Here is a 25,914-nt window from a genome sequence, read left to right on the forward strand (position 1 = left end):
GCAAGGGTGCGCTATCATGCGGCCCTTTTTTCGCGTGCATAGGTGGCTGTCTGACAGCTGTTCGTTCCATTGGCGTTTATTGGGGGCGTGGGCGGTTATAGATCGCCGCGGCGTCAAGGAAGGCTTTGGGGAAGTGTGTTCCCTGATTGTAACCAGGTGGTGTGTGTGGGTCGTATCAAGCTGTATTGGTGTCGCGGTAGCGGGCGTAAAGACCCGAACCGCCAAAACTTCGGAGACTACCTCTCTGCCGATATCGTCGAGTTCGTATCCGGCAAGAAAGTCGAACATTCGCCGATAAAATCCGCCGAACTCATTGCCATTGGCAGTGTCTTGGGGCGCGAGAAGAAAGCCAGGATCTGGGGCTTTCCACGCAAGCTGCACATCTGGGGGGCAGGCACCGCAGACGCGCAGGATCTGTTCTCGAGTCGGCACTACTACCACGCGGTACGTGGGCAGAAATGCGCATCGCGTATCCAAGGTTTGAAACGCCAGCCTGTGCTGGGCGACCCTGGGCTGCTTTCGTCTTCACTGGTCAACAGGCCACTGCACAAGCACACCCGCATCGGCATCATTCCACATATCAATCACCGTGCTGCTCCCGTCATCAAGGCGCTCTTACAGCACCTGCCGGGTTCGAAGGTCATTGATGTGTATTCGCCAGTAAAACAGGTGTTGTCCGAGATAGCCTCCTGTGAGTTCGTGCTGTCCACCAGTCTGCATGGGCTGATCGTTGCAGATTCCTACGGCGTGCCCAATAAATGGATGGCCATGGAAAGAAATGCCAACTGGGAGTTCAAGTTCCAGGACTACTACTCAGCCTTTGGCATCGTTGACCCCGCACCGATAACGCCCGACCAGATCTTGCAGGACGCTAATTGGTCTGTCGAAAGCTGCATGGGCGATTATCTTCGCCCAGGACTTGGCGATATCCAGCAAAACCTCATCAAGGCGTTCCCAGCGTTGTAACCGCCGATTCGACAAGCCGAGGCATTCGAGCTTCGGCTTGTCGACGGCCATAGCGCCAATTCCAGGTCGGATAGATACAAAAGCGTTCCCGAGCGTTCTGTTGCAATGCTTCCCAGGCGGCCGGCCTGAACAGCGTGCTCACAACCACAAGGAATACCGACCATGCAAATGCCCAAGACCCTGAGGATTCGTAACGGCGAGAAGGTGCAGCCCACCTTCAGCGCCCAGGAATACGCCGCTCGCCACGCCCGTCTGCGCGCCTACATGGCCGAGCACGACATCGAAGCCGCGATCTTCACCTCCTACCACAACGTCAACTATTACAGCGACTTCCTGTATTGCTCGTTTGGTCGTCCTTATGCGCTGGTGATCACCCAGGACAAGGTGGTGTCGATCAGCGCCAATATCGACGGCGGCCAACCCTGGCGCCGCACCGTAGGCACCGACAACATCGTCTACACCGACTGGCAGCGCGACAACTTCTACGTCGCCATCCAGCAGGCCCTGCCACTGGCGTCGCGCATCGGCGTGGAGTACGACCACCTCAACCTGCAGAACCACGCCAAGCTCGCCGCCTGCTACCCCAAGGCCGAGTTGCTGGACATCGGTGCTCCCTGCATGCGCATGCGCATGATCAAATCCGCCGAGGAACAGGCGCTAATTCGCCACGGCGCACGGGTGGCCGACATCGGTGGTGCGGCGGTCGTCGAAGCATTGCGCGACCAGGCACCGGAGTACGAAGTGGCGCTGCATGCCACCCAGGCCATGGTGCGCGAGATTGCCAGAAGTTTCCCCGATGCCGAATTGATGGACACCTGGACCTGGTTCCAGTCCGGGCTCAACACCGACGGTGCTCACAATCCGGTAACCAGCCGCAGGGTCAACAAAGGCGACATTCTCAGCCTCAACTGCTTCCCGATGATCGCCGGCTACTACACGGCGCTGGAGCGCACGCTGTTCCTGGACCACTGCCCAGACGAATACCTGCGCCTCTGGCAGGCCAACGTGGAAGTGCACGAGGCGGGACTGAAGCTGGTGCGCCCAGGCATGCGCTGCTGCGATATCGCCCGCGAGTTGAACGAGATCTTCCTGCGGCATGACCTGTTGCAGTACCGCACCTTCGGTTACGGCCACTCGTTCGGTACCCTCAGCCACTACTATGGCCGCGAAGCCGGGCTGGAGCTGCGCGAGGACATCGACACGGTGCTGGAACCGGGGATGGTGGTGTCGATCGAGCCGATGATCATGCTGCCGGAAGGGCGACCGGGGGCAGGCGGGTATCGCGAGCACGATATCCTCATCGTCAACGAGCATGGCGCCGAGAACATCACCAAGTTCCCGTATGGGCCAGAGCACAACATCGTTCGCAAGTAAGGACCGATGTCGGTCGCTTCGCGGGTGAACCCGCGCCCACCGGTCAGGCAGTGTGCTCAACAGCTGCCAGTACCCGTGGACGCTGGCTTGCCGGCGAGGCGGCCGAGGCATACAACAAGAACATCACTGAATGACCATCAGACCCTGCCTCCAATTAGAAGAATCAGAGGGTACCCGTCATGTCCAGCACCACCCTGAATGCATCCACACTCGACGCCGCCAGCCAGAGCGCCGAGCGCCAGGCCTTGCGCAAGGCCGCCCGCGCCAGCTTCATGGGCAACTTCGTCGAGTGGTTCGACTACGCCGCCTACGGTTACCTGGCCACCATCATCGCTGCGACCTTTTTCCCCCAGACCGACAAGACTACCGGCCTGTTGGCAACCTTCGCGGTATTTGCCCTGTCCTTTCTGGTCCGCCCTCTGGGCGGCATGGTGTGGGGACATTTTGGTGACCGCCATGGGCGACGCAATGCGCTGTCACTGTCGATCCTGATCATGTCGATCTCGACATTCTGCATCGGCCTGCTGCCGGGCTATGGGCAAATCGGCCTGTGGGCGCCATCCCTGCTGTTGCTCATTCGCCTGGTCCAGGGCTTCTCCGCCTCAGGCGAGTATGCCGGGGCTTCGGCGTTTCTGGCTGAATACGCGCCACCCGGGCGGCGCGGGCTCTACACCAGTATCGTGCCGGCCAGTACCGCGGCGGGGCTGTTGTTCGGTGCGACCTTCGTGGCGGTGCTGCACGAAGTGCTCAGTACCGAAGACCTGCACAGTTGGGGATGGCGCCTGCCGTTCCTGCTGGCCGCCCCCTTTGGCCTGGTCGGCCGCTATATCCGCATGAGCCTGCAGGACACGCCCAAGTTCCTGGAAATGGAACAGCGTCTGGAGAGCAAGGCCTGCATGACCCCGGCACCGATTCGCGAATTGCTGTCCCGGCACCGTCGTAGCCTGGCCATTGGCATCGGCGTGACCTGCCTGAATGCCGTGGCCTTCTACCTGCTGCTGAGCTACATGCCAACCTACCTGTCCACCGAGATGGGCATGAGCGAGCGGGATTCGTTCATCGCCTCGACCGTGTCGCTGGCGACCTACATCGGCCTGATTTTCCTGATGGGACGGCTGTCCGACCACTTTGGCCGCAAGACCATGCTGGTAGTGGCTTCGCTGTTGTTCCTGGGGCTCACCATTCCGCTGTTCAAGTTGCTCGAGGGCCAGCCGCTGCTGGTGATCCTGGCGATCCAGATTCTGTTCGGAGCGATGCTGGCGATGAATGATGGAACGCTGCCGTGTCTGCTGGCGGAAATCTTCCCCACCCGGGTTCGCTTCAGTGGCTTTGCCTTGTGTTTCAACGTGGCCAATGCGCTGTTCGGCGGCACGGCTCCGTTCATCGCCACCTGGTTGATTCAACTGACGGGCAACAAGCTGGCCCCAGCGGGGTATCTGCTGGCTGCAGCGCTGGTGGCGTTGGTGGCGATGCTGATGTGCCGGGAAACGGCGCATGCGGCCTTGAAGGACTGAGCCGTCGATACGCGCCTGATCGGCGGCGAGCCGGTTACTACGCAGCGCAAGCCGAACCCGCCAGGCGCCGGCTTGCCGGCGATCAGGCTGTCAGTGCAACGAAGCCTGTCGCCGTTCGCCCAACGGCGACAGGCCAAAGAACCGGCTATAGCTCTTGGAAAAATGCGCCGGCGAGCTGAACCCGCAGGCCAACGCCACTTCCCGCACCTGCACATTGCTGCGCAGCAGCAACTCCCGCGCCCGCGACAGGCGCAATTCCAGGTAGTACTGGCTAGGCGTGCGCTGCAGGTACTTGTGGAACAAACGCTCAAGCTGGCGGACGGTCACCTCGTTGAGGCTGGCCAGTTCCTCCAGGCCCAGCGGCTCCTCAAGATTCGCCTCCATGATCGCCACCACCTGGCTGAGCTTGGGCTGTGCGCTGCCCAGCAGAGTGCGCAAGGGCACCCGCTGACGTTCCCGCTCACCGCGTACCCGGTCGCACAGCAGCAGCTCGGCGGCCTTGGCGGCGATGTCCTGCCCACCGGCTTCACGGGCCACCAGCTGCAGCATCATGTCCATGGCGGCCACACCGCCGGAGCAGGTATAGCGGTCGCGGTCGAGCTCGAACAGCTGGCTGGAGATGACGATGCCGGGAAACTGCTCCTGCAGGGTCTGTAGGTCTTCCCAGTGGATGGTGCAGCGGTAGCCTTTGAGCAGGTCGGCCCGCGCGAGCAGGTAGCTGCCGGTACAGATACCGCCCAGCGGCAGCCGTTGTCGCGCCAGTTGACGCAGCCAGTCGATGAGTGGTCGATTGCTCTCGCGCCCTCGATCGATGGGGTTGGCGCCCACCACGAACAGGGCATCCAGCGCCGGGCTGTTGGCGATGCTATGGTCAGGCAAGACGCGCATGCCATTGCTGGCCATGACCGGGGCATCGCTGGCTGCGATCAGGACGGTGCGGAACAAGGTGCGGCGGGCTGCCAAGTTGGCCATGCGCAAGGTCTCCACCGCCGAGGCCAGGCCGATGGTGGTGAAGTTCGGCAAGACCAGGAATCCGAACGTTCTGGTCGTGGACGGCGTACCAATCGTTGAAGCGGGGTGGACCATTGCGATCTTCCTGTGCAAGCTGAGGCGTAATTCGTCAGGGGCAGTGAAAAATTGAAGCCTCATGTGTTTCTTGTAGTTATGGGTCGTTGCCGGGTCGATCTTACACCCCGCGTACAGCGACCAGGAATGGACCTGATTGCACAGAAAAGGTGAACGTTGGTGAAACCCGATTCCATGCTGGCTGCGCTGCCAGGTGTCTTCATGCCCGCCGAGTCGATCCAGGTACTGCCCGATGCCGCAGCCTATCGGGCCTGCCTGCTGGAGCGCATCAAGGCGGCCACCCGGCGCATCGTCATCGTCGCGTTGTACCTGCAGGAGGACGAGGCCGGCCAGGAGGTACTCGACGCGCTGTACCAGGCCAAAGCTGCGCGGCCGGGGCTTCAGATCGTCATCGTGGTCGACTGGTTCCGGGCCCGGCGCGGCCTCCTGGGGGCAGGGCGCCAGCCGGGCAATGCCGCGTGGTACCAGGCCCAGCGCCAGTTGCGCGGGTTGGATGTGGTGATTCACGGCGTCCCGGTGCAAACCCGCGAGCTGTTCGGCGTGTTGCACCTGAAAGGCAGCGTCATCGACGATTGCGTGATCTATACCGGCGCCAGCTTGAATAACGTCTATCTGCATCGATTCGACCGCTATCGCCTGGACCGCTACCATCTGTTTCACTCGCCGGCGTTGGCCGATGCCATGGTCGATCTGGTTCGACGCCTGCTGCATCATACCGCCACGCCGCGCCTGGACCTGCCGGCTCCGCCAGTGAACCGTGGCTTGCGCGCCGATATCCGGCGCCTGCGGGCTCGCTTGCGGCGCATGGCCTATGAGGTGCCAGCAGCGCAGCAGGGGGAGGGTGTGCGGGTGATTCCGCTGCTCGGCGTTGGGCGTGGCAACCTGCTCAACCGAACACTTTGCACGCTGTTGGCCACCGCCCGATCACAGATCATCATCAGCACGCCGTACTTCAACCCGCCACGGGTACTGATGCGCGAGATCGACCATGCCTTGGAACGCGGCGTGCGCATCGAGCTGATCGTCGGTCACCGAACGGCCAACGACTTCTATATCACGCCCGGTGAGCCGTTCAGTGCCAGCGGTGCCTTGCCCTACCTGTATGAAGACAATCTTCGGACCTTCGCCCGCCGTCGCGATGGCGCCATCGCCAGTGGTCAGCTGGTGGTGCGGGTGTGGAACGATCCAGGGCATACCTTCCATGCCAAAGGGCTGTGGATCGACCAGCGTTATTCACTGCTGACCGGCAACAACCTCAACCCGCGCGGGTTCAACCTGGACCTGGAAAACGGTTTGCTGATCGACGACCCGCAAGGGCACTGGCTGGTACCTCGGGCATCCGAGCTTGAGTCGTTGCGCCACCATGCACCGAAGATTGCCTCGGCAGAAGAACTGGGTATCCAGGCCGAACATCCCAAGGAAGTGCGCAGGTTTTTGCGCAGGCTGCGCTACAGTCGATTGGAGCCTTTGATCAAGCGCGTGTTGTGAGGACGGGCCAGCGTCCAGGTTAACCTGAAGGCGGCATATTCAAATGGATGTGCCCCCTCTGAAAAGCCATGACAAGCGCATACAATCAGCGGCTTTCACGTTAACCAGATAGGCCAATCCGTATCATGGCGCTTGACCCTCCTACGATGCTGACCATTTCGATCGCCCTGGCCGCCGCGGCTGCCTTGTACCTGGCAATCGAGTGGCGTAGCGTTCGCGAACCTTCTTTGCTGTTCTGGAGTGCCGGGTTCGCCACGATCACCGTCGGTTCCACCTTGGCCTTGCTGCGGGGAGTCGGCCTGCTGCTGATCGGGATCTGGTTCGCCAACGGCTTGCTGGTGGTCGCCCACGCGTTCTTCCTGGCCGGGGTAATGCATTTCACCCAGGCGCGGTGGTCCAAAGCATGGCTGCTGATCGTGCTGGCGTGGTTCGCCTTGCTGCTGCTCCCCGTGGGGCCGCAGTGGTCAAAGGTCATGCTGATGGTCAACTCGCTGCTGGTGTCGCTGTTGACGCTCTGGGCCAGCTTCCTGCTGCGCCCGCATGGCAAATCATTGAGCGTGGGTGCGGTGCAACTGCGCTATGTGTTGCTCATCCATGGGCTGTTCTACGTCGCCAAGGCGGTCATCGCGATCATGCCGGGCACCTTGATCGACCTGGCCACCTTCGGCGGGCTGATCATCCAGATTTCCCTGGTCGAGGGGGCAATGGCGATCATGCTGATCGCCTTGTCGATGACGGGCACCGTGCGCTACAGGCGCGAAGAACGTATTGCCCGACTGGCCGCACGCGACCCACTGACGGCCCTGTACAACCGCCGTGCACTGGAAGTGCGCGCAACCCACCTGTTCAAGGATGTCAGCCCGGCGCGACCGGGGGCCTTGCTGCTGATCGATATCGACAATTTCAAGCTGGTCAACGACCTGCATGGTCATGCAGCTGGTGATCGCCTGCTGGTTACCCTGAGCGAAATGATTCGTGCGCTGCTACCAGAGCGTTCGCTGGCCGCCCGGCTGGGGGGCGATGAGTTCGTCATTCTGCTCAGCGATGCCAGTCGTGAGCGCGTGGAGGCGTTGGGTGGTCGATTGCGGGAGCAGTTTCGGGAGGCGGCGGCGCAGAACCTGCCAACACCTGAGGCGGTGACCCTGAGCATCGGTGCCAACCTGTTCGACCAGCCGCCAGTCAGTCTGGCCGCGCTGATCGAACAAGGTGATGTGGCGTTGTATCAGTCCAAGCGGGGTGGGCGTAACAGCATTCGGTTGGTTGACCGCACGGTGTAGCGCCTGCTCGGCTGGTCGCCATCGGCCGTGGGTCAGGCCACTACCTGGTAGCATGGCACGTAGGCCGCGCCGCCGGGCAGTTTCATTCGGTGCTGGTCGACGAACGCCTGCAACAGACGACCCAATGGGTCCATCACGGCGCGGTCGCCGCGAATCTGGTACGGCCCGTGTTCCTCGATCAGGCGAATGCCCTTGTCCTTGACGTTGCCGGCTACGATCCCGGAAAACGCCCGGCGTAGGTTGGCCGCCAGCTCATGGGGCGGCAGCTCCCGGCGCAGGTCCAGATCCGCCATGTTCTGGTGAGTAGGGTCGAATGGACGCTGGAAGCTCTCCTCGATCTTCAGCAACCAGTTGAAGTGGAATGCGTCGTTTCGCTCGCGGCGGAACTGCTTGACCTCCTTGAGGCCCTCGACCATGTGCCGGGCCACCTCGGCCGGGTCGTCGATGATGATCTTGTACAGGCGGTGAGCGGCTTCGCCGAGGGTCGAGCCGACGAACTGGTGCAACTGCTGCAGGTAGGGTTCGGCACTGCGTGGGCCGGTGAGAATGACCGGGAACGGCAGGTCCTTGTTGTCCGGGTGCATGAGGATGCCCAGCAGGTACAGGAACTCTTCTGCAGTACCGGCACCGCCGGGGAAGATGATGATGCCGTGGCCGACACGGACGAAGGCTTCCAGGCGCTTCTCGATGTCCGGCAGGATCACCAATTCGTTGACGATCGGGTTGGGCGCCTCGGCGGCGATGATGCCCGGCTCGGTCAGGCCCAGGTAACGGCTGCCGTGCATGCGCTGCTTGGCGTGGGCAATGGTGGCACCTTTCATCGGGCCCTTCATCACACCCGGCCCGCAGCCGGTGCAGACGTCCAGCTTGCGCAGGCCCAGCTCGTGGCCGACCTTCTTGGTGTACTGGTACTCCTCGCTGCTGATCGAGTGACCGCCCCAGCACACGACCATTTTGGGCTCGACGCCCGGACGCAGGGTGCGTGCGTTGCGCAGCAGGTGGAAGACGTAGTCGGTGATGCCTTGGGAGCTTTCCAGATCGATGCGCTGGCTGGCCAGCTCGCTTTCGGTGTAGACGATATCGCGCAGGGCGCAGAACAGCATTTCACGGGTGCTGGCGATCATTTCGCCATCGACGAAGGCATCGGCCGGGGCATTGAGCAGCTCCAGGCGTACGCCGCGGTCTTGCTGGTGAATACGGACCTCGAAGTCTTGGTAGGCCTCAAGGATGGTCTTGGCATTGTCGACATGGGCGCCGGTGTTGAGGATGGCCAGGGCGCACTGGCGGAACAGGGTGTAGAGGCTACCGGTACCGACTTCACTCAGTTGTTGGACTTCACGTTGCGACAGCGTTTCCAGGCTGCCTTTGGGGCTGACGGATGCATTGATGACATTGCGTTGGGGCATCTAAGTCTTTCCTGTGCAGGTAAAACATCCTTCTTTGACACCACCATACCGACAATTTCACCTGGCAACGAGAGGGGTCAATAAAATCTTGACGTGGCATGGCCCTCTTCGCGGGTTTACCCGCGAAGAGGGCCATGCCACGTCAACCGCTCATCCGAACAGCTTTTGCACCCCCAGGGTAATGGCCAGGCCACCCCCGACCAGCCACAGGTTGAGGATCGCGCCGGTGGCCAACGCCCGGGGGCCGGCCTGGCGAATCTGGCTCAAGCGGGTTTCCATGCCCAGAGCGGTCATGGCCATGGTCAGGGCGAAGGTGTCGAGGCTGTTGACCGTCTGGATCAGCCCGCTTGGCAGGACCTGCAGCGAATTCACCAGCACCAGCGCGAGGAAACCGAAGGCGAACCAAGGCATGGCGATGCGCCCGTTGCCGTGCACCTGGCCGGCCTTGCGCGAGCGGCTGATCCACACACCCACTACCAGCAACACGGGGACCAGCAGCATGACCCGGGTCATCTTGACGATGGTAGCGATGTGCGTGGCCTCTGAGCTGATGTTGCTGGCGGCGCCCACCACCTGGGCAACTTCATGGACGGTGCCGCCGAGGAACAGGCCGGCACCGAGGGTGTCGAGCGGGATCCAGCCAGCATTGATCGCCAACGGGTAGAGAAACATCGACAGGGTGCCGAACAACACCACGCTGCCGACGGCCATGGCGCTTTTGTGCGGGGCGCTGCGCAGGGCGGATTCGAACGCCAGTACGGCGGCGGCGCCGCAGATCGCGCTGCCCGCGGCAGTAAGCAGCGCGGTATCGCGGTCCAGCTTGAGCAGTTTCATGCCGCACCAGAGGCCGATCAGCAGGGTGCTGACGACAATCAGCAGCGACACCGTCAACCCCGACCAACCGACCTCGGCGATTTCCTGCAGACTGACCCGTAGACCAAAGAATGCCACGGCAATTCGCAGCAGCTGGCGAGCAGAAAAGTTGATACCTGCCGCCCAACTGTCAGGCACGCCATGGCGCAGCGCGTTGCCATACAGGGCACCTGCGACGATGCCGACGATCAGCGGGCTGATGCCAAGATTGGCGATGGCAGGCAGGCCGGCCAACTGGGTGACCGCAAGCGCGAACAGCGCGACGAACAGAACGCCATTGAGCCGCCCTCGGGTGGCGAGGGTAGGAGCAAAGGCAGGGTGGGACGGAACCGTGGCCATGTGAGTCCTCCGGAAAGGTGTTTCGACATGACCTACGTTAATCTGGTTATAAGCTTATAAAAAATCGTAATTTAGAATGGAAAATATCCGTTTAGCTGATATTTTATTCTCATGACCCCAGAACAACTGATAACGTTCGCCACGGTTGCGGAACACGGCAACATCAGCCATGCGGCCCAGGCGCTGCACCTGTCGCAGCCGGCGGTGTCTGGCCAGCTCAAGTTGCTGCAGGAGGCCTTTGGCGAACCTCTCTATCAGCGCGCCGGCCGGGGTGTGCGGCTGACAGCTGCCGGGGAGCAGTTGCTGGCCCATGCTGAGCGCCTGCGCGAAACGTTTCGTCAGGCCCAGGCATTGCGCGAGGCCATGCGTGGGCTGGAGCGCGGTACCTTGCGCATCGGCGCCAGCACCACGCCTGCCAGCTACCTGCTGCCGTACCTGATTGCCGATTTCCATGCTCGCTACCCGGAGGTGCTGGTGAGCACTTCCAACGGCAACACGGCGGAGATCGTCGCCGCGCTCGACAGCGTCGACATCGCCCTGATCGAAGGGCCGCCGGGAAAGGAGCTGCCATTGGGCACGGTGGTGACGGCGTGGCGGGAAGACGAGATCGTCGCCATCGTGCCGCGTGGGCATCCGCTGGCTGGCAGTGACCAGCAAACGCTGGCGGCGCTAGGGGCCTACCCACTGGTGCTGCGCGAGAGCGGCTCGGGTGTGCGACAGATCGTCGAGCGGGCATTTGCCCGCAGCGGCGTGGCGATGCGTGTGGCGCTGGAGATTGCCGGGGTGGAAGGGGTGAAGGAGGCGGTGCGGGCCGGGATGGGGATCGGTTTCGTGTCGGCGATGTCGATCCGTCACGAGGATGGCGCGTTGCACCGGTTGCAGGTTGTGCCGCAGGCGTTGGTGCGGCGGTTTTCCATTCTGGTCCCGCATGCCGCCTCCCCGTCGCGGGCGGCGGCGCGGTTTCTGGAATTATGTATTGGCCTGCAAGCGTCGGGTTGACTGTGTTGGCCGCCAATTACCGGCTTTGTGATCGAAGTTTATTGCCGGGGCGGTATAGCGTCGGGGGGAATTGACGCGTCAGCCAAGTGGCCTGTTAAAACTGCCAGTGTTCAGGCCACGGCTTTCTCTTTAAAGTTGCCCTTCCGTCAGGCGCGGGGTGATTCACGATGGATCGTTGTTTTCGCAGTGCCAGCTGCCACAACCGTCAGTGCCATGACCTGGCCTACACGCCCTATGGTGTGTCCGTCAGTTCCCAATGTTCATCGCGTGTTGGTTTTGCCGGCCAATGGCAGGACACACACAGTGGCTGTTATCTGCTGGGTATGGGGCGGCGGATGTACGATCCCTCACTGGGTCGTTTTGTCTGCCCCGACGTCTTGAGCCCGTTTGGTAGCGGCGGTGTAAATGCCTATGCCTATTGCGCTGGCGATCCAGTGAATTACGTCGACCCTTCAGGGCTCAGCAGGAGCGGCGTCGGAAGGCAAGCGAATCCTCAAAAGCGCTTGGATATCAGCGTTCTGAAAAGCGCGAATCTTCGACCAAGCTTGTATCCACAGCTCGCGAACTTCAGGCAACAGGCTAAGGGAATGACTGGATGGCCCATGGAAAGGGAAACAGTAGTTGCACGGATATATAAACACGGGGTTCCGCACTACGGTTACAGTAGGTTTGATTTAACGTACAACTTTGCTGCTGATGATTTTTCAGTGAATTTTGTGTATGGGTCACCTATTCTTCATCTGCCGGCTGGTAACTATGAGGTAAAAAAGGATACCTACGTATTGGGTGTTGGAGCGTTTCAGCCCGCACGTGGGCTCAGGAATTATAAATCTCGTGAAGTCAGTAAAGCAGATTTTGGAGGGTTTTCTCTTCCTGCTGTTCAGCACCCTAGAGCGCAACTTGCAGAGTCTGCATGGCCTGAAGTCGCCAAAGCAATTTGGGATGTGCGTCTTCGACGGGAAGTTGACCAATTTGACAAGATGCTGCAAAGCTATTCACCACCAGACGCCCCCACGCCACCCCCCAGGCGGCGTTAACCTGGGAAGCGAGTGCGCCTGACACCCGGCCGGGACCCTCAGCGGCGAACCTTGCACCACACCGATACACTGGCCGCCGCGCTCGACCATGGCGATGAAGAAGGTTACCCGGGGGATAGCCAGAGGGCACCGCTCAGGCCCAGCACCGGCGGGTTGCGCAAGGTAAGCGCATCGCCCAGGTGTTTATCCGATCGCGACATCGGTTGTGGCCTGGCTCCGCCGTGTCACTCGTCTGCGTAATTCATGATCGACAACAGGCGGATGGGTACTTGCACCAGCTGCTCGGGGCCGTGCGGGGTCTCGCCGTCGAAGGTCAGGCTGTCACCGGCCTGCATGTGATAGAGCTGGTTGCCGTGACGATACACCAGCTCGCCCTCCAGCAAGTGGAGGAACTCGGTGCCGGGGTGAGCGAAGGTCGGGAATTCTTCACTGGCGTCGTCCATGGTCACCATGTACGCCTCGAAGTTTTTTTTCGGCCCCCTGGCGTGATTGAGCAGATGGTAGGTGTGGCCTTTTTCGGTCCCGCGGCGAACCACCTCCAATCCTTCGCCGGCCTTCACCAGCAAGGCATTGCCGTCGGGCTGGTCATATTGGCTGAACAGCTTTGCCATCGGCATACCCAGCACGTCGCACAGGCGACTGAGCGTGTCGAGGCTGGTGGACACTTGGGCGTTCTCGATCTTGCTCAGCATGCCTTGGCTGATGCCGGCGATGCGCGCCACATCGGCGAGCTTGAGGGACTGGGCCTGGCGCTGGCGCTTGATCTGCAGGCCCAGGTACTGCTCAAGGCGGAGGCGGGGTTCGGTCTCGGTCAACATCACGTTTCCTTTCACGCGTTGCACTGTTTCAGTTCAGGAATAAAGATTTCGCACTGGGAAAGCGCAGGGTGAGGCTGCAGCAGAGGCCTCTTTCCTCGGGTGAAAACTAGTTTCCCACATATATAAAAGAAAAACTGCCCCATGGCCGGACTGGCTTCATCGTCGACAAGCCGGCGCCTGCACGGGTAAAGCATTACCCCAAGCGCCGGCTTGCTGGCGACAGGGGCACTCCTGGCAAAAAGTTGGCAAGGCTGTTGCATTCCTGATAGGAAAGTAAATTTCCCGTGCGGAATTACATGCAGGTCCACCATGCCTTGCCCCCTTACCCAGGAGTGTTCAACCCATGTTGCCAGCAGAAACCCAGCGCACCCTCGATCAACACGGCATCAAGTACGTGTTGGCCCAATTCGTCGATATCCATGGCTCGGCGAAAACCAAATCGGTGCCGGTATCGGGCCTGAAGATGGTGGCCGAGGAGGGCGCCGGCTTCGCCGGGTTCGCCATCTGCGGTATGGGCATGGAACCCCATGGTCCGGACTTCATGGCCCGTGGTGATCTGTCCACACTGATCCCGGTGCCTTGGCAGCCCGGCTATGGTCGCGTGGTGTGCGTCGGTCACGTCAATGGCCAACCCTGGCCTTACGACAGCCGCTACGTGCTGCAACAACAGGTGCAGCGCCTGGCCGACAAAGGCTGGACCCTGAACACTGGCCTTGAACCGGAGTTCAGCCTGTTTCGTCGGGACGAAAGCGGCAAGCTGCAGTTGGTGGATGCCTCGGACAACCTCGACAAACCTTGCTACGACTACAAAGGCTTGTCGCGTTCGCGGCTGTTCCTCGAGCGCCTGACCGAGGCCCTGCAGCCGGTCGGCTTCGACATCTACCAGATAGACCACGAGGATGCCAACGGCCAGTTCGAGATCAACTACACCTATTCCGATGCCATGGAGTCGGCCGACCGTTTCACGTTCTTCCGCATGGCCGCCGGCGAGATCGCCAACGACCTGGGGATGATCTGCTCGTTCATGCCCAAACCTGACCCCAAGCGTGCGGGCAATGGCATGCACTTTCACCTGTCGCTGGCCAGCAGCACCAACAAGAACCTGTTCCACGATCCCTCCGACAGCAGCGGCATGGGACTGTCCAAGCTGGCCTACCACTTCGCCGCCGGCCTATTGGCCCATGGGCCGGCCCTGTGTGCCTTCGCCGCGCCAACGGTCAACTCGTACAAGCGCCTGGTGGTGGGCCGTTCGCTGTCTGGCGCCACCTGGGCTCCGGCTTTCGTCGCCTACGGCGCCAACAATCGCTCGGCCATGGTGCGCATTCCTTACGGGCGCCTGGAGTTTCGCCTGCCGGACGCGGGCTGCAACCCTTATCTGGTCACCGCCGCGATCATCGCCGCCGGCCTGGATGGTATCGACCGGCAGTTGGAGCCGGGCGAGATGTGCAACGAGAACCTCTACAACCTCAGCCTCGAAGAGATCGCCGACCGCGGCATCAAGACCCTGCCGCAGTCGCTCAAGGAAGCCGCCGACGCCCTGGAGGCCGACCCCCTGTTCCGCGAGGTGTTGGGTGCCGAGATCGTCGACGAGTTCATCAAGCTCAAGCGCATGGAGTGGGTGGAATACAGCCGCCATGTCTCCGACTGGGAAATCCAGCGTTACACCGAGTTCTTCTGACCGCCCCCAATCCCCTGGGCGGCTACAGCGAGCGCGGTCGCCCACTGCCTTGTAAGGAGTATCACCATGTGTGGAATCGTAGGTCTGTACCTGAAAAAGCCCGAGCTGGAGGCCCAACTCGGCAAGCTGTTCGAACCCATGCTGCAAGCCATGACCGATCGCGGCCCCGACAGTGCCGGCTTTGCCATCTACGGCGACGAAGTGGCCGAGGGTTGGGTTAAGTTGACCTTGCAGGCCAGCGACATCGACTACCCCTGGACCGCCCTGATGGGCGAGCTGGAAGGGCGTCTTGGCTGCTCGCTGGACTGGTTCCAGAACGCCAGTGCCGCCGTGTTGAAGGTACACAGCAGCGAGGCCGCCGTGCGCCAGGCACTGGTCGAGCTGGCGCCGAACGTGCGCATCATGAGCGCTGGGCGGAGCATCGAGATTCTCAAGGGCATGGGCCTACCGGCGGAGATTTCCAGCCGTTTCGGCCTGGCCACCATGAAGGGCAGCCACATCATTGGTCATACCCGCATGGCCACCGAAAGCGCGGTGACCATGGAGGGCAGCCACCCGTTTTCCACCGGCGCCGACCTGTGCCTGGTGCACAACGGCTCGCTGTCCAACCACTTCCGTCTGCGCCAGGAGCTCAAGCGCGAAGGCATCAGCTTCGAGACCGACAACGACACCGAGGTGGCTGCCGGCTACCTGACCTGGCGCCTTCGCCAGGGCGACACCCTGGCCCAGGCCCTGGATGGTGCGCTGGAGGACCTGGATGGCTTCTTCACTTTCGCCATCGGCACCCGCAACGGCTTTGCCGTGATTCGCGACCCGATCGCCTGCAAGCCGGCGGTGCTGGCCGAGACCGATGACTACGTGGCCATGGCCTCGGAGTACCAGGCCCTGGCCAGTCTGCCAGGCATCGACAAGGCCAGGGTCTGGGAACCAGCACCCGCCACCCTCTACGTCTGGGAGCGCGAAAGCGCCTGACCCTTTCACCGAACACTGGAGCACTTGCATGAAGACCATCGACCTTTCCAGCGCCTCGGTGCGCGAGCTCAACCAGGCCTTGCACGGCGAGGTGCAAGACCGTGAATGGCGGGTCAGCCACCCGGACGGCAAGCACAACCTGGCTGTAGGCATCAACCAGGCCGTTTCCGTGGACATCGACGGCCATGCCGGCTACTACTGCGCCGGAATGAACCAGAGGGCTAGCGTTACCGTGCACGGCAATGTCGGCGTGGGCGTTGCCGAGAACATGATGTCCGGCTCCGTGCGCGTCAAGGGCAGCGCCTCGCAAGCAGCCGGCGCGACTGCCCATGGCGGCTTGCTGGTGATCGAGGGCGATGCCGGAGCGCGTTGCGGCATTTCCATGAAGGGCGTGGACATCGTCGTCGGCGGCAGCATTGGCCATATGAGCTGCTTCATGGGCCAGGCCGGGCGCCTGGTGGTGTGCGGCGATGCGGGCGATGCACTGGGCGATTCACTGTATGAGGTGCGTATCTACGTCAAAGGCACGGTGCAGTCGCTGGGTTCTGACTGCATCGAAAAGGAAATGCGCGCCGAACACCTGCAAGAGCTGCAAGAGCTGCTGAACAAGGCCGGCCTCGACCACAAGGCCGCCGATTTCAAACGCTACGGCTCGGCTCGCCAGCTGTACAACTTCAAAGTCGACAACGCCAGCGCGTACTGAATCAGGAGCACCATCATGAGCGAGCAACCCACCCCGGTACTGCGTGAGTCGGCCACCTTCGACCGCCTGACCATCCAGGAAATCCAGCGCGCCGCCGAAACCGGCATCTATGACATTCGTGGCGGTGGCACCAAGCGCCGTGTGCCGCATTTCGACGATCTGTTGCTGCTGGGCGCCAGCGTGTCGCGGTACCCGTTGGAAGGCTACCGCGAAAAATGCGGCACGGACGTAGTCCTGGGCACCCGTTTTGCCAAGAAGCCGATACACCTGAAAATCCCGGTGACCATCGCCGGCATGAGCTTCGGCGCGTTGTCAGCCAACGCCAAGGAGGCTCTGGGCCGTGGGGCCACCATCGCCGGTACCAGTACCACCACCGGTGACGGCGGCATGACCACGGAAGAGCGCGGCCAGTCGCAGCATCTTGTCTACCAGTACCTGCCTTCGCGCTATGGCATGAACCCGGATGACCTGCGCAAGGCCGACGCCATCGAGATCGTCCTTGGCCAGGGCGCCAAGCCTGGCGGCGGCGGTATGTTGCTGGGCATGAAAGTGACCGAGCGGGTGGCCGGTATGCGCACCTTGCCGATCGGGGTCGATCAGCGCAGCGCCTGCCGCCACCCGGATTGGACCGGACCGGATGACCTGGCGATCAAGATTGCCGAGCTGCGCGAGATCACCGATTGGGAAAAGCCCATCTACGTCAAGATCGGTGCCAGCCGACCGTACTATGACGTGAAGCTGGCGGTGAAGGCCGGTGCGGACGTGATCGTGCTCGACGGCATGCAGGGCGGTACCGCAGCGACCCAGGAAGTGTTCATTGAGCACGTGGGTATCCCGATCCTGCCAGCCATCCCGCAAGCGGTGCAGGCGCTGCAGGAAATGGGCATGCACCGCCAGGTTCAACTGATTGTCTCCGGAGGCATCCGCAATGGTGCTGACGTGGCCAAAGCCATGGCCTTGGGCGCCGATGCCGTGGCCATCGGGACTGCCGCGCTGATCGCCCTGGGCGACAACCATCCACGGCTGGATGCCGAACTGAAAAAAATCGGCTCGGCTGCCGGCTTCTACGACGACTGGCAGAACGGCCGAGACCCAGCGGGTATCACCACGCAGGACCCGGAACTGGCCAAGCGCCTGAACCCGGAGGAGGCCGGTCGTCGCCTGGCCAACTACCTGCGGGTCCTGGTGCTCGAAGCCCAGACCATGGCCCGCGCCTGCGGCAAGTCGCACCTGCACAACCTTGACCCTGAGGACCTGGTGGCGCTGACGGTGGAAGCAGCGGCCATGGCGCGGGTGCCGCTGGCGGGTACTGCCTGGGTACCGGGGCAGGCGCAGTACTGATGTTGTTGCACTGACTGCTCTGGTCTCATCGCCGGCTTGCCGGCGATGAGACCGATGCAACGCCTACATCGGCAACAGCCGATCCTGGATCACCTCTTTCATCACCAATGTCGAACTCAACCGTTTCACATTGGGAATGCTGGTCAATTGCTCGTCGTACAGCTTCTGAAACGCCGGCAGGTCCTTGGCCACCACATGCAACAAGTAATCTGGGTCGCCAAACAACCGCTGGGCCTCGACGATCTGCGGAATTTCACCCAGTGCGCCTTCGAAATCGGCCACGGGCTGGCGGGTGACTTCGCGCAAGGTGACGAACACCAATGCCGCGAAATTGAGCCCCAAGGCCGAGGGCGCCAAGCGTGCGTGATAGCCAAGAATCGCGCCGTTCTCCTCCAGCGCCTTCAGCCGCCTGTGGCATGGCGACAGGCTCAGGCCGACGCGGTCGGCGAGCTCTGTGACCGACAGCCGACCGTCTTTTTGCAGTTCGGCAAGTATCTTTCTGTCTGTTCTGTCCATTGGGAAGAATCTTCCACCAAATAACGTTCCGCGGGGAATATACGAAAGAAAATCCCCTGGCGGAACCCGTACGCTGTGTCCATCCCCTACCGCGTGCAAAGGAAGTTTCAAGTGGCTATGAGTGTGCTGATGGCGTTCTGGGCCGTGTCGTTGCTGTTCGTGATTACCCCCGGAGCCGACTGGGCATATGCCATCTCGGCGGGCATGCGTGGGCGCTGGGTGATGCCGGCGGTAGCAGGAATGCTGTCGGGGCATTTCATGGCCACACTGGTGGTGGCGGCGGGTGTTGGTACCGTGCTGGCGGGGCACCCCGTGGCCTTGATGTTGCTGACGCTGGCCGGCTGCATCTACTTGCTGTGGCTGGGCGGCAATCTGTTGCTCAGCCCACCGGTGCCGCAATCGGGGCAAAGCAGTATTGCTGACTCTGGCAAGCGCTGGGCACTGAAGGGCTTTTGCGTGAGCGGCCTGAACCCCAAGGTGTTCCTGTTGTTCCTGGCCTTGCTGCCGCAGTTCACCGACCCGCAATCGAGCTGGCCGGTACCGTTGCAGATTCTGCTGCTGGGCCTGGTGCACCTGTGCAGTTCGCTGGTGGTCTATTCGCTGGTGGGGTACGGCGCCAAGGCGGTGCTGAGCAGCCGTCCGGGCGCGGCCAGGATGGTCGGGCGGGTCTCAGGGGGGGTGATGATCCTGGTCGCAGTGGGGTTGATTGCCGGGCAGTTGGGCAGTTGATCGCGCCTTTGTCGGCTCAGCGCATGAAATGCACTTTGCCGGTATCGTCATTACCCATGTAGATCCCATACACCCCCGCCTGCCGTTCAAGGATGTAACGCTCGAGAATCTGTCGGATCGCCGGGTAGTAGATGTCGTCCCAGGGAATCTCGTCAGGCTCGAAGAACTGGTAAGCCATTGTCTCGGGCCCGAACTGGCCGGTCTCTTCGGTGGCGATGGCGCGGAAGATGATGTACACCTCGCTGATCTTCGGCACGCTGAAGATCGAATAAGGCGAGACGATATCGGCGCGCACGCCGCTTTCTTCCCAGACTTCGCGCAGGGCCGCCTGTTCGGTGGTTTCACCGGCCTCCATGAAACCGGCCGGCAAGGTCCAGGTGCCTGGACGGGGAGGGATGGCACGCTGGCACAGCAGGTACTTGCCCTCGCGCTCGATGATGCAGCCGGCGATGATCTTCGGGTTGATGTAGTGGACGTAGCCACAGCCAGGGCAGTGCAGGCGCTCGTGGGTGTCGCCAGTGGGAACGCCCCGGGCCAGTTCCGTGGTGCAGTGCGGGCAGTAGCGCGGGGCGGTGGGCATGGTCAGCGGCCTATGCGAGGTTCCTTGAGGGCCAGGGGCTCGACGATATCGCGCACCTTGGTGTTGTCGTCCTGCTTCTGGCGCAGGTATTCCAGCGCTACCTTGGCGGCGGCGCGAACGTGGTCGACCGAAGCTTGGTGGGCAACCACTGGGTCGCCACTCTTGATCGCCTCGACAATCTTCTCCATCTCACGGTTGCTGGCGCCGCGGCGGTTCTCTTGCGACACCGAAGTGGCGCGCAGGTAGCTGATGCGGGCCTGAAGCTGGCGTAGCTGTTGCGCCGCCACCTGGTTGCCGGAGCCTTCGAGCAGGACGTCGTAGAAGCCTTGTACCGACTCGAGCACTTGCTGCAGTTCGCCTTCTTCGAGGGCTTCGCGGTTGACCTCGAGGGCGCGCTCAAGGGCGCGGATGTCCTTGGCCTTGGCGTTGAGCGTGAACAGCTGCACGATCAGGCCTTCGAGTACACAGCGCAGCTCGTAGATGTCGCGGGCATCTTCCAGGGTGATGATGGCAACGCGTGGGCCCTTGGCGTCGGCGAATTCCACCAGGCCTTCGGATTCCAGGTGACGCAGGGCTTCGCGCACCGAGGTGCGGCTCACGCCAAGGCGGTCGCAGAGGTCGCGCTCTACCAGGCGGTCGCCTGGTAGAAGGTGGAAATTCATGATCGCGCCGCGCAGCTTGTCGAGCACGATTTCACGCAGAGTAACGGGGTTGCGGTTGACCTTGAAGCTGTCGTCGAGTGGCTGGCGTTTCATCAGGTGCGCTCTTTATGAGGCTGTTGCGCCAACATCGCGGAGTGCCTTGAACCTGGCACTCCTTGCAGTGGTTCGAACAGCCCGTTGTTAACGGGTTGACTCCGCATCGGCTTCGGCGAACGCTTCGCGGGCCAGGCGGAAACTGTCCACCGCCGCGGGTACGCCGCAATAAATGCCGACCTGGAGCAGGATCTCGCGAATCTGTTCACGGCTCAGGCCATTGCGCAATGCGCCGCGAATGTGCAGCTTGAGCTCGTGGGGCCGGTTGAGCGCGGAAATCATGGCCAAGTTTATCATGCTGCGCTCTTTGAGCGACAAGCCTTCGCGGCCCCAGACGTGGCCCCAGCAGTACTCGGTGACCAGCTCCTGCAAGGGCTTGGTGAAGTCGTCGGCATTCTGGATCGAACGGTTGACGTACTCCTCGCCCAGCACCTGGGTACGGATCTGCAGGCCCTTGTCGTACTTTTCGTTGCTCATTGCCGTGCTCCGAATGAAAAAGGGGGCCGCAACCGAGGGTGAGAGGTGGGCGCGGCCCCTGAAAACAGGGGAATGTGTGTGAGCTTCTGCGCGGTTTTACCCGCGAAGAAGCCAACACCGCTTCCTTGGGGGTCTTAACCCAAAGGTGGCAGGGCACCTAGCTTGCCTTTGTGGTAGACCATCGGCGTCACCGGCTCGGCTGGCAGCACCAGGTTCTTCACCGCGCCAACGATGATCGCGTGGTCGCCGCCGTCGTATTCACGCCACAGTTCGCACTCTATGATCGCCGTGGCCTTGCTCAGCAACGGGTTGCCCAGTTCGCTCAGGTGCCATTCGATGCCTTTGGCCTTGTCCTTGCCTTTACCGGCGAAGGCGTAAGCCTCAGCAGTCTGGTCGGCTGACAGCAGGTGAATGGCGAACTGCTTGCTGTCACGCAGGATCGGGTAGGTGTCGGAGGCGTAGTTGGGACAGAACAGCACCAGTGCCGGGTCGATCGACAGCGCGCTGAACGCGCTGGCGGTGATGCCGACGATGGCGCCGTCGGCATCGAGGGTGGTGACCACCGTCACGCCGGACGGGAAGGAGCCCATCACGTCTTTGTAGATGCCAGGTTCGATCATCTCGTGTTACCTCTTAGCGCATCACGAACGGGTCGGGCATCGGCGCGGTGGAGAGATTGATCCACACCGTCTTCAGCTCGGTATAAGCCAGCACCGAGTCGATGCCGCTCTCACGGCCGTAGCCGCTGTTCTTGAAGCCACCGATCGGCGCCATGGCCGACACGGCACGGTAGGTGTTGACCCAGATGATGCCGGAGCGTACGTCACGGGCCAGGCGATGGGCACGGCCCAGGTCACGGGTCCAGATCCCGGCTGCCAGGCCGAACTGGGAGTCGTTGGCGATTGCCAAGGCCTCTTCCTCGGTCTTGAAGCGGATCACCGCCGCGACCGGGCCGAATACCTCTTCCTGCATGATGGTCATCGAGTTGCTGTCGCACTCGAACAGGGTCGGCTCGTAGAACCAGCCGTCCCCCTCGACCTCGGCACGCTTGCCACCCATGTGCAATTTGGCGCCTTCGGCCTTGGCGGCCGCAACCAGGCCTTCGACCACGGCCAGTTGCTGGGCGGTGGCCATCGGGCCCATCTCGCTGGCATCGTCCTGCGGATTACCGATACGAATGCGCTTGGCGCGGGCGATCAGGCGCTCGACGAACTCATCGAAGATCTCATCCTGCACCAGCAAGCGCGAACCTGCCACGCAGCTTTGTCCCGAGGCGGCATAGATGCCGGCTACGGCGCCGTTGATGGCGCTGTCCAGGTCAGCGTCGGCGAAGATGATGTTTGGCGACTTGCCACCCAGCTCCAGGGACAGCTTGGCGAAGTTCTCGGCGCTGCTGCGCACCACATGGCGGGCGGTAGCAGCACCGCCGGTGAAGGCGATCTTGCGCACCAGTGGATGGCGGGTAAGCGCTGCGCCAGTGCTTGGGCCGTAGCCGGTCACCACGTTGACCACGCCAGCCGGGAAGCCGGCTTCTAGGGCCAGGCGGGCCAGCTCCAGAATGGTCGCTGAGGCGTGCTCGGACGGCTTGAGCACGATGGTGTTGCCGGCGGCCAGAGCCGGCGCCAGCTTGATCGCGGTCAGGTACAGTGGGCTGTTCCACGGGATGATCCCGGCCACCACGCCGATCGGCTCGTGCACGGTGTAGGCGAACAGGTCAGGCTTGTCCAGCGGCAGGGTGCCGCCTTCGAGCTTGTCGGCCAGGCCTGCGGTGTAGTGGAAGAACTCCGGCAGGTAGCCGACCTGGCCGCGGGTTTCGCGGATCAGCTTGCCGTTGTCGCGGCTTTCGAGCTGGGCGAGGTGCTCTTTGTTCTGGGCGATCAGATCGCCGAGGCGACGCAGCAGCTTGCCTCGGGCGGTCGCGGTGAGGCTGCGCCAGGCTCTGCTGTCGAAGGCACGCTGGGCGGCCTGCACGGCCAGTTCGACATCGGCCTCACCGGCGTCGGGCAGTTGCGCCCAGGCCTTGGCGGTAGCCGGGTCGAGGCTGTCGAAGGTCTTGCCGCTCTGGGCATCGAGCCATTGGCCGTCGATGCACATCTGGAAACGAACGAGGGTCATGCAACAATCCCCTTGGCGGATTCGGTAAGGGTGCGGGCTTGCGCCAGGAAGTCCAGAAGCATCTTGTTGACTTCCCGCGGCGCTTCCACCGGCATCATATGCCGTTGCTCGGCGAGGACCACGCTTTGCGCACCAGGAATGCGCGCGGCAAGCTGGCGAGTCATGGCCGGGGTGGAGCCTGCGTCGAGTTCACCGGTGGCGATCAGCGTCGGCACCTGGATGCTGCCCAGGTCGTCGGCGCGATACATGTCTTGGGTGGCGAACAGCGCATAAGTGGTGTGATAGCCCTGCGGATCGTTGCTCGCCAGCACCTGGCGGATGGCGGCGACCTGCGCGGGGTTGGCGGCTTTGTATTCGCGGCTGAACCAGCGGTCGAGCGCGGCATCGACGTTGGCGTCCGGGCCTTGTTGCGCAGCCTGGGCGGCACGGGCGATGACGCCGGCGCTCTGCTCGGGGGTGCGGTTGAACACGCTGTTGAGCACCACCAGCGCGGCAAGGCGCTGCCGGTGGTGAAGGGCGAATGCGCGCGCCACCAGGCCACCCATCGAGAAGCCAATCACGGTGGCTTGGGCAATCTGCAGGTGATCGAGCAGTTCGGCCAGTTGGTCGGCGTAGCCTTCCAGGCCTACGTCGGGCGGTGGCAGGGCGCTCTGGCCATGGCCGAGCATGTCATAGGCGATGACCCGATAGTCGTTGGCCAGGCCCACGAACTGCCCGCCCCACATTTCTTTGTTCAGGCCCACGCCGTGGATCAACACCACAGGTTGGCCCTGGCCTTGGACCAGGTAGCTGGTTCCGGCCGGTGTACGTTCAGCGACAGGCTGAATCATGGAGGGCGCTCCTTGAAGGTCGGGCGTGGCGCTTGCACGCAACGCCCCGGCCCGTCTTGGTTGTTGTTATTGAGCGTTGGCTTTTTCGGCAGCCAGTTCTTCCAGGTCGATGTAGCGGTTGCCGATGCGCGGGTGCAGGCGACCGCCGTCGGAGGCGCCCAGGACCACGACGATTTCATCGGCGCGCGGGGCGTCTTCGATCTGCATTTCCAGGGTGATGTAGTGAGAACGCAGGCCTTCGTCGTCCTTCTGCATCATCGGGATCTGAATCGAGGTGCCTGGGCCGCCGCGCTTGTTGGTGAAGCTCAGGTAGCTCTTGGCCTTGACGGCTTCGCGGTAATGGTTGCCGAAGCGCAGGGTGTGGATCACGGCGGAAGCGTGTTCGATTTCGCCATCGGCGCCGACCACGGCGGCCTTGCCGTAGGCTTCGATCTTGTCGGCACCGCCGATGGCGGCGGTCAGGCGCTCGACCATCAGCGCGCCTAGCTCGGAGCAGTTGGCGCGGATTTCCGGCTTCAGATCCTCAACGAAACCGCGACCGGCCCATGGGTTCTTGATCACCACGGCCAGGCCGACCATGGTCACTGGCTTGTCGGTGGCTTTGCCGCCTTCGATGCGGGTCTCTTCGGAGTAGGTGACGATCTTGCGGATTTCGAAACTCATGGGGGGCTCCTGGTGAGGGTTATCAGTTCTTGTTGTCTGATGGTATACCATAATATTTGTTGTGCAAGAGGTGCCGAACAATTTCTCTGGTCAGGGGGACGAAAGGTGGGCTGATCCCTTGGTTTTTGGGCTGTCTGTGCTGGACTTCTCGCGGGTAGCCATGCACCTGCAGGTGCTGCACTGTTCTCGATTTCAGTGGGCTGGCGATGGGAACGCCGCCCATGCAAAAAAATGCCCGCTCACGCGGGCCACGAGGGCCCGCGGGAGCGGGCTCATCCCGCAACGGTTTCAGGCAATGGGAATTCAGGCGAACGCCGGCACCACTTCCTTGATGAAGAGTTCGAGCGACTTTTTCTTCTCGGCGTGGGGCAGGCTGTTGTCGCACCAGAAGCTGAACTCGTCGACGCCCAGTTCCTGGTAGTACTTGATGCGCGCGATGATTTCTTCCGGCGTGCCGATCATGGTGTTCTTGCGGATATTCTCCAGCGCGAACGCCGGCACTTCAGCGAACTTGGACTCCGGGCTTGGCTCGAGGAATCCGTTGACCGGCGTGGTCTTGTTGCCGAACCAGGCGTCGAAGGTGCGGTAGAAGCGCGAGATGGCCTGGGCGCCAACCTTCCAGCCTTCGGGCTCCGACGGGCTGTGTACGTGGGTGTGACGCAGCACCATCAGTTGCGGGCGCGGTACTTCGGGGTTGTTGTCGAGTGCGGCCTGGAACTTGTTCTTCAGGTCCAGCACTTCTTCGTCGCCCTTCATCAGCGGGGTGACCATGACGTTGCAGCCGTTTTTCACAGCGAAATTGTGCGAGTCCGGGTCGCGCGCGGCGATCCACATCGGGGGCATGCCTTTTTGCACGGGCTTGGGCACGCTGGTGGAGGTCGGGAACTTGTAAACCTCACCCTCATGGGCGTAATCGCCTTCCCACAGCTTGCGTACGGCCGGCACCATTTCACGCAGCGCCTTGCCGCCGTCGGTGGCGGGCATGCCGCCGGCCATGCGGTCGAACTCGAACTGATAGGCGCCACGGGCCAGGCCCACTTCCATGCGACCGTTGCTGATCACGTCCAGCAGGGCGCATTCACCGGCCACGCGGATAGGGTTCCAGAACGGCGCGATGATGGTGCCGGCGCCCAGGCGGATTTTCTCGGTGCGCGCGGCCAGGTAGGCCAGCAGCGGCATCGGGCTCGGCGAGATGGTGTATTCCATGGCGTGGTGTTCGCCGATCCACACGGTGCTGAAACCGCCGTTCTCGGCCATCAGGGTCAGTTCGGTCAGGTCTTCGAACAGCTGGCGATGGCTGACCTGTTCATCCCAACGTTCCATGTGCACGAACAACGAAAATTTCATGGGGCTTTCCTCGGAGCTTTAAGGTGTCGCC

25 protein-coding genes are annotated in these 25,914 nt (G+C 62.2%); 12 read left to right on the plus strand and 13 right to left on the minus strand.

Annotation, left to right across the window (positions count from 1 at the left end):
* Positions 1-165 precede the first annotated feature (165 nt).
* The 3 genes from IF103_RS10435 (at position 166) to IF103_RS10445 (ending at position 3,854) form a co-directional block, all read left to right on the plus strand.
* Positions 166-966: a polysaccharide pyruvyl transferase family protein gene (locus IF103_RS10435; RefSeq protein WP_023380237.1), complete on the plus strand. Its 801-nt coding sequence runs from the start codon at positions 166-168 to the stop codon at positions 964-966.
* A gap of 162 nt (positions 967-1,128) precedes the next feature.
* A complete protein-coding gene (gene creA, locus IF103_RS10440) occupies positions 1,129-2,340 on the plus strand; it encodes a creatinase (protein WP_023380238.1) in 1,212 nt (403 codons plus the stop codon).
* Positions 2,341-2,519: 179 nt separating this feature from the next.
* Positions 2,520-3,854 (plus strand): MFS transporter, encoded by a 1,335-nt coding sequence (locus IF103_RS10445; protein ID WP_202676088.1) that lies wholly within the window; start codon positions 2,520-2,522, stop codon positions 3,852-3,854.
* Positions 3,855-3,944: 90 nt separating this feature from the next.
* Here the strand turns inward: IF103_RS10445 and cahR are convergent, their stop codons facing one another.
* Positions 3,945-4,940 carry a transcriptional regulator CahA gene (cahR, locus tag IF103_RS10450; RefSeq protein WP_023380242.1) on the minus strand — a complete coding sequence of 332 codons (996 nt, stop codon included), beginning with the start codon at positions 4,938-4,940 and terminating at the stop codon, positions 3,945-3,947.
* Positions 4,941-5,099: 159 nt separating this feature from the next.
* Here cahR and pssA point away from each other — a divergent pair, with 159 nt between their 5' ends.
* On the plus strand, positions 5,100-6,428 hold the full coding sequence (gene pssA / locus IF103_RS10455) for a CDP-diacylglycerol--serine O-phosphatidyltransferase (RefSeq protein WP_409269556.1): 1,329 nt from the start codon (positions 5,100-5,102) through the stop codon (positions 6,426-6,428).
* 125 nt (positions 6,429-6,553) lie between these two features.
* Positions 6,554-7,705, plus strand: coding sequence for a GGDEF domain-containing protein (locus IF103_RS10460; RefSeq protein ID WP_081669660.1), 1,152 nt, complete (start codon positions 6,554-6,556; stop codon positions 7,703-7,705).
* A 32-nt stretch (positions 7,706-7,737) separates the two neighbouring features.
* On the opposite strand, the gene ppnN is transcribed toward IF103_RS10460, so the two are convergent.
* The gene (gene ppnN / locus IF103_RS10465) at positions 7,738-9,111 is read right to left on the minus strand and encodes a nucleotide 5'-monophosphate nucleosidase PpnN (RefSeq protein WP_023380248.1); all 1,374 of its coding nucleotides are present in this window, start codon (positions 9,109-9,111) and stop codon (positions 7,738-7,740) included.
* Positions 9,112-9,261: 150 nt separating this feature from the next.
* A complete protein-coding gene (locus tag IF103_RS10470) occupies positions 9,262-10,323 on the minus strand; it encodes a YeiH family protein (protein WP_027907192.1) in 1,062 nt (353 codons plus the stop codon).
* A 111-nt stretch (positions 10,324-10,434) separates the two neighbouring features.
* Here IF103_RS10470 and IF103_RS10475 point away from each other — a divergent pair, with 111 nt between their 5' ends.
* Positions 10,435-11,322, plus strand: a complete 888-nt coding sequence (locus IF103_RS10475) for a LysR family transcriptional regulator (RefSeq protein ID WP_202676089.1) — start codon at positions 10,435-10,437, stop codon at positions 11,320-11,322.
* 167 nt (positions 11,323-11,489) lie between these two features.
* Positions 11,490-12,359, plus strand: a complete 870-nt coding sequence (locus IF103_RS10480) for an RHS repeat-associated core domain-containing protein (protein ID WP_202676090.1) — start codon at positions 11,490-11,492, stop codon at positions 12,357-12,359.
* Between the two features lie 224 nt (positions 12,360-12,583).
* On the opposite strand, the gene IF103_RS10485 is transcribed toward IF103_RS10480, so the two are convergent.
* Positions 12,584-13,177, minus strand: coding sequence for a helix-turn-helix domain-containing protein (locus tag IF103_RS10485; RefSeq protein WP_023380252.1), 594 nt, complete (start codon positions 13,175-13,177; stop codon positions 12,584-12,586).
* 343 nt (positions 13,178-13,520) lie between these two features.
* Between IF103_RS10485 and glnT the strand changes: the two genes are divergently transcribed.
* The 4 genes from glnT to IF103_RS10505 all read left to right on the plus strand — a co-directional run bounded on the left by glnT (position 13,521) and on the right by IF103_RS10505 (position 17,871).
* Positions 13,521-14,855: a type III glutamate--ammonia ligase gene (gene glnT, locus IF103_RS10490; RefSeq protein ID WP_023380254.1), complete on the plus strand. Its 1,335-nt coding sequence runs from the start codon at positions 13,521-13,523 to the stop codon at positions 14,853-14,855.
* A 66-nt stretch (positions 14,856-14,921) separates the two neighbouring features.
* Complete coding sequence (locus IF103_RS10495; protein ID WP_023380255.1) at positions 14,922-15,827, plus strand: class II glutamine amidotransferase; 906 nt, start codon at positions 14,922-14,924, stop codon at positions 15,825-15,827.
* A gap of 28 nt (positions 15,828-15,855) precedes the next feature.
* Positions 15,856-16,530: a GltB/FmdC/FwdC-like GXGXG domain-containing protein gene (locus IF103_RS10500; protein WP_023380256.1), complete on the plus strand. Its 675-nt coding sequence runs from the start codon at positions 15,856-15,858 to the stop codon at positions 16,528-16,530.
* Between the two features lie 15 nt (positions 16,531-16,545).
* A complete protein-coding gene (locus IF103_RS10505) occupies positions 16,546-17,871 on the plus strand; it encodes an FMN-binding glutamate synthase family protein (RefSeq protein ID WP_027907194.1) in 1,326 nt (441 codons plus the stop codon).
* 63 nt (positions 17,872-17,934) lie between these two features.
* Here IF103_RS10505 and IF103_RS10510 read toward each other — a convergent pair whose 3' ends face one another.
* Entirely contained in the window at positions 17,935-18,387 is a 453-nt protein-coding gene (locus tag IF103_RS10510; protein WP_023380258.1) for an Lrp/AsnC family transcriptional regulator, read from the minus strand.
* A gap of 111 nt (positions 18,388-18,498) precedes the next feature.
* Between IF103_RS10510 and IF103_RS10515 the strand changes: the two genes are divergently transcribed.
* Complete coding sequence (locus IF103_RS10515) at positions 18,499-19,116, plus strand: LysE family translocator (RefSeq protein ID WP_023380259.1); 618 nt, start codon at positions 18,499-18,501, stop codon at positions 19,114-19,116.
* 16 nt (positions 19,117-19,132) lie between these two features.
* Here IF103_RS10515 and IF103_RS10520 read toward each other — a convergent pair whose 3' ends face one another.
* From IF103_RS10520 to IF103_RS10555, 8 genes are all read right to left on the minus strand, one after another.
* Positions 19,133-19,696 (minus strand): NUDIX hydrolase, encoded by a 564-nt coding sequence (locus tag IF103_RS10520; protein ID WP_027907195.1) that lies wholly within the window; start codon positions 19,694-19,696, stop codon positions 19,133-19,135.
* 2 nt (positions 19,697-19,698) lie between these two features.
* Positions 19,699-20,451 carry a GntR family transcriptional regulator gene (locus IF103_RS10525; RefSeq protein ID WP_023380261.1) on the minus strand — a complete coding sequence of 251 codons (753 nt, stop codon included), beginning with the start codon at positions 20,449-20,451 and terminating at the stop codon, positions 19,699-19,701.
* A gap of 87 nt (positions 20,452-20,538) precedes the next feature.
* Complete coding sequence (locus IF103_RS10530) at positions 20,539-20,928, minus strand: carboxymuconolactone decarboxylase family protein (RefSeq protein ID WP_023380262.1); 390 nt, start codon at positions 20,926-20,928, stop codon at positions 20,539-20,541.
* A gap of 134 nt (positions 20,929-21,062) precedes the next feature.
* Positions 21,063-21,548 (minus strand): flavin reductase family protein, encoded by a 486-nt coding sequence (locus IF103_RS10535; protein WP_104881861.1) that lies wholly within the window; start codon positions 21,546-21,548, stop codon positions 21,063-21,065.
* A gap of 13 nt (positions 21,549-21,561) precedes the next feature.
* Positions 21,562-23,043, minus strand: coding sequence for an aldehyde dehydrogenase (locus IF103_RS10540; RefSeq protein ID WP_023380264.1), 1,482 nt, complete (start codon positions 23,041-23,043; stop codon positions 21,562-21,564).
* A complete protein-coding gene (locus tag IF103_RS10545) occupies positions 23,040-23,873 on the minus strand; it encodes an alpha/beta fold hydrolase (RefSeq protein WP_023380266.1) in 834 nt (277 codons plus the stop codon). The genes IF103_RS10540 and IF103_RS10545 overlap by 4 nt, the downstream gene beginning before the upstream one ends.
* A gap of 66 nt (positions 23,874-23,939) precedes the next feature.
* Positions 23,940-24,536: an amino acid synthesis family protein gene (locus IF103_RS10550; RefSeq protein ID WP_023380267.1), complete on the minus strand. Its 597-nt coding sequence runs from the start codon at positions 24,534-24,536 to the stop codon at positions 23,940-23,942.
* A gap of 303 nt (positions 24,537-24,839) precedes the next feature.
* Positions 24,840-25,883: an LLM class flavin-dependent oxidoreductase gene (locus IF103_RS10555; RefSeq protein ID WP_023380268.1), complete on the minus strand. Its 1,044-nt coding sequence runs from the start codon at positions 25,881-25,883 to the stop codon at positions 24,840-24,842.
* Positions 25,884-25,914: the final 31 nt, after the last annotated feature.

It is taken from the genome of Pseudomonas sp. SK2, from assembly GCF_016772395.1.
Taxonomy (GTDB): Bacteria; Pseudomonadota; Gammaproteobacteria; order Pseudomonadales; family Pseudomonadaceae; genus Aquipseudomonas; species Aquipseudomonas taiwanensis.